1 protein-coding gene is annotated in these 265 nt (G+C 61.9%); it reads left to right on the top strand.

All coding sequences use genetic code 11. From position 1 onward, the window contains the following. Nucleotides 1–265: DUF444 family protein (locus tag V0R37_RS22395; RefSeq protein ID WP_420376595.1), on the top strand; the 265-nt coding region annotated here is incomplete at both ends.

Raw genomic sequence — 265 nt, 5'->3', positions numbered from 1 at the left:
CCGCAAGCACATCAAGCGCTCGGTGGAGGAGGCGGTCAACCGCCGCTCCATCACCGACATGGAGCGCGGCGAGAAAATATCGATTCCCACCAAGGACATTTCCGAACCCGTGTTTCAGCACGGGCCGGGCGGGGCACGCAACATCGTCTCGCCGGGTAATAAGGAGTTTTTGGAAGGTGACAAAATCCGTCGACCTAGCGGCCAAGGGGGTGGTGGCGGTGCCGGGGAAGGCGGCGCTTCTAACCAAGGAGAGGGGAACGACGAG

Origin of the sequence: Pollutimonas rozaliensis, from assembly GCF_048751585.1 — a bacterium.
Classification (GTDB): Bacteria; Pseudomonadota; Gammaproteobacteria; order Burkholderiales; family Burkholderiaceae_B.
The sequence above is the reverse complement of the archived record's forward strand: the minus strand, read 5'-3'. Positions and strand labels throughout refer to the sequence as shown.